Source organism: Phytoactinopolyspora endophytica (assembly GCF_004138495.1).
GTDB classification, from domain to species: domain Bacteria; phylum Actinomycetota; class Actinomycetes; order Jiangellales; family Jiangellaceae; genus Phytoactinopolyspora; species Phytoactinopolyspora endophytica.
Map to the genome: position 1 here is coordinate 27,250 of NZ_ML142875.1, position 3,656 is coordinate 30,905.

The 3,656-nt window shown below is 65.7% G+C and carries 2 protein-coding genes; one reads left to right on the plus strand and one right to left on the minus strand.

Annotated elements, in window-relative coordinates:
* Positions 1–43 precede the first annotated feature (43 nt).
* On the plus strand, positions 44–1,504 hold the full coding sequence (locus ELR45_RS31960; RefSeq protein WP_129669895.1) for a sulfatase family protein: 1,461 nt from the start codon (positions 44–46) through the stop codon (positions 1,502–1,504).
* Between the two features lie 28 nt (positions 1,505–1,532).
* On the opposite strand, the gene ELR45_RS31965 is transcribed toward ELR45_RS31960, so the two are convergent.
* Positions 1,533–3,656 (minus strand): rhamnogalacturonan lyase (locus ELR45_RS31965; protein ID WP_205857681.1); only part of this gene is annotated, 2,124 nt, incomplete at its 5' end.

Here is a 3,656-nt window from a genome sequence, read left to right on the forward strand (position 1 = left end):
CGCGCAACGGCTCACGCCACGAGCGGCGGTATAGGAGAAGACCATGGACACAGAGGCGACGCGCCATGGCGCCCTCGTGACCCCGAACATTCTGCTCATCGTCGCCGACCAGCATCGCTTCGACTGCGTCGGCGCCAGCGATGACTACCCGGTGGACACGCCCAACCTGGACCGGCTCGCGGCGGAGGGCGCGTGGTTCACCTCGGCATTCACGCCGATTCCGCTGTGCACGCCGGCCCGTCAGTCATTGCTGACCGGCCGACGTCCCGAAGCGAGCGGGAATCTCTGGAACTACGACCTCGGCCCTCGGATCCCCGCGCTGGAGCCGTCGTCCTATGCCTGGCCACGCGGGCTGCGTGACGCGGGCTACCGCAGCCAGTACGTCGGCAAGTGGCATGTCCATCCCGACCTCGATCCGACGGCGTTCGGATACGGCGAGTACGTGCCTCTCGAGGCGTATCGATCCTGGCGTGAGGAGCGGTACCCAGGGGCTTCGCTGAAACCCCGCGACTGGTGGGGTTCCGTCGACCCGGTTCCCACCGTGGACAGCAGGACGCATTGGCTGGCCGGGCAGACGGCCCGGTTCATACGCGAGGCCGGCGCGGCGGGCACACCATGGCACGCGCGTCTCGACTTCGTCGAGCCCCACCTGCCATGCCAGCCGACCGAGGAATTCGCCTCGCGGTATGCGGCGGAGCACGTGCCGAGGTGGCGGAACTTCGCGGATCCGCTCGTCGACAAGCCTTACATCCAGCAACAACAGCTCGTCAACTGGGGCGTGGAGGACTACGGCTGGGAGGACTGGGCACCCGCCGTGGCCCGCTATTACGCCGTGATCGCCCAGCTCGACGACGCCATCGGTCACGTACTCGACGCGGTCGACAAGGCGGGAGCTTCGGCGGAGACACTCGTGATCTACACCTCCGACCACGGTGATATGTGCGGCGCGCACGGGATGATGGACAAGCACTACGTCATGTACGACGACGTTGTCCGGGTACCGCTCATCATGCGCTGGCCCGAACACCTGACCGCGGGCACAGTCATCGACCACTTCACCTACAACACGCTCGATCTTGTACCGACCATCGCCGACCTCGTCGGAATCGCGCAGCCAGAACACCCGCACGGGGCCCGAATCTTCAGCACCGACACAGGCGTACTAACACCGTCGTCGGAGCTGGCCTCGCGACAGCACGTGGTCTCGACCTACAACGGACAGCAGTTCGGGCTGTTCACCCAACGGATGATCAGAACACGCAGGTGGAAATATGTGTGGAACCCCACCGACGTCGACGAACTGTACGACCTTGAACAGGACCCGGGAGAGATCCACAACCACGTCGCCGACAAGAACTGCTCAGACGTCCTCGAATCTCTCCGTCATAGCCTCTATGAACAGCTCAGTGCAGACGGCGATGACATCGTGGCCAACGAATGGATGGCCCGCCAGCTGAACACCGGTCGAAAGCTGAACCCTGCGCACCTGCACTCGCGGTCGTGATTGACGCGGTTGCGGCAGCCCCGTGTGGTCAGGACATCATCGAGATCTGCATCGTGGCGTGATACCGGAGGCTCGTGCGTGCGGTATCCGACACGTTGCCATCGCCTCGCGGATGGCCGAGCGCGTCGACGAACCGCTCGAGCGCCTGGACGGCACGGTCGACGTGGCCGAGATCCAGATGACGTTGCGCCTGGCCCAGCCGGTTGGCCAGGTATCGCACCATCGGTTCGCCGCGCACGTCGCCGCTGTCGACGTAGGCGTCGAGCCGGTCGCTGAGCGCCTCGATACCACCGGGCGTCCAGTAGTCCGGCGTCGGCACATCCGCCCAGCCGAGGTCCGAGCCCAGGTAGAAGCTGGTGTACGACGGCTGGTTGTAGGTGGTCTGCTGCCGTGCCACCTCCGCCCGGTACTGCGGATCGTGCATGAGCGTGTACAGCTTGCGGTCGGTTACCTCGGTCGAGAGGTAGACGCGGATCGCGCTGCTGTCGACGGTGGGCAACAACACCTCCTCGCGCCAGTCGCCGAAGACGTCGGCCACCAGGCTGGGGTTGCCCTTGGTCCAGTTGTTGGTGGTCGTGCCCTCGGCGGTAAGGAGAATGCCACGGTCCCAGTCCCGGATCGTGGGCGTCTCGTACGTCTCGGTCGTGGCTCCATGGATGAGCTGTGTGGTCATGTCCGAGGACCACCGGACGCTCTGGTTGGTGCCGGGGATCTCGTCGTCCAGGAACTCACCGTCGGCGGTGTGCAGACCGGCGCCGTGTGAGCCCCACGCCTCAAGCCCCGGCTCGTCGGGCAGGATGTCGCCCACCATGCCACGGCCGACGTCGGAGGGGATGAACTCGCCGAAGAGCACCTCGCCGGTGGCTGCGTCCCGCATGGCATACCCGAGCGGTGCCCACACGCCGCCCTCGTGGACCGTGAAGATCTCCAGCCCGGGCCGGTTCGGGTCGATGTCGGTGACGTGCATCGCGTCGCCGTGGCCCAGCCGCGCCATGGTGCCCGGATCGCCGCTGCCCTCCGGCATCAGGTCGAATGAGCTGTACAGCAGGCTGCCGTCGTCGTCGATCGTGGCCCCGCCGTAGACGATCTCTTGATTCCCGTCTCCGTCGACGTCCGCGGCGCTGAGTGAATGGAAGCCCTGCGTGGTGATGGTGCCGAATTCCGGATCGGTGCCGTCCACGCCGTGCGGCCCGTCGTTGAACGGATTGCTCATCGGCGCATGGCCGCTGTCGACGAACCACTGCTCCTTCAGACGTTTACCATCCCAGTCGTAGGCGACGATCGTCGTGCGCGTGTAATAGCCGCGGGCGAAGATCGCCGAGGCCTGCGCTCCGTCGAGATACGCCACGCCGGAGAGGAACCTGTCGACGCGGTTGCCAGGCTCGATCCGCGACATCGCGTAGTCGCCCCATAGCAGGCCGTCGTCTCCGCGGGCGGGCTTGTAGTGGATGCTCTCCAATTCCTCACCGGTCGCGCCGTCGAACACGGTCAAGTACTCCGGTCCGGTGAGGATGTAGCCTTCGAAGTTCCGCAGGTCGTTGCGGTCGCTGCGGTTCGGCGCGTAGACGTCCACGAAGTGGTCCGCCAGTGCCTCGGCGTCCTGCCGGGACAGCGGATAGTCGTACTGCGGCTCGATACCGAACGCCTCCTCGAGCGTGGCCGGCCAGTTGCCGGCGACCACCTCGGGGTGTTCGTGCCAGTCCATGAACCGGTCGACGGTGAACTCGTAGAAGTCGTTGGCGCTCATCCGGTAGTCGTCGTCATGGGAGTAGCCGGCCCTGCGGTCCGCTCTGGGCATGGTGATGTACTCCTCGGACGCGACGTCGCCGTCCTCGTCGTAGCTGATCACCTTGGTGCCGGGGGCGGTCTTGAACATCAGCTCCGAGCGGCCGTCACCGTCGAAGTCGTAGACGAGGAACTGCGTGTAATGCGCACCGGCACGGACGTTGACGCCGAGGTCGATCCGGTGCCGCAAGGTGCCGTCGAGCTCGTACGTGTCGATGTAGACGTTGCCGGTGTAGCCGACCTGGGAGACGTCCTTGGAGTTCGACGGGTCCCACTTGACCACGTACTCGTACTGTCCGTCGCCGTCGACGTCGCCGACGCTCATGTCGTTGGCGGAGTAGGAATACTCCTCGCCGGCGGGGGTGAC

Excerpts from the sequence above, each read along its gene's own strand:
- ELR45_RS31960 (WP_129669895.1), top strand. The coding sequence starts at position 44 with ATGGACACAGAGGCGACGCGCCATGGCGCCCTCGTGACCCCGAACATT.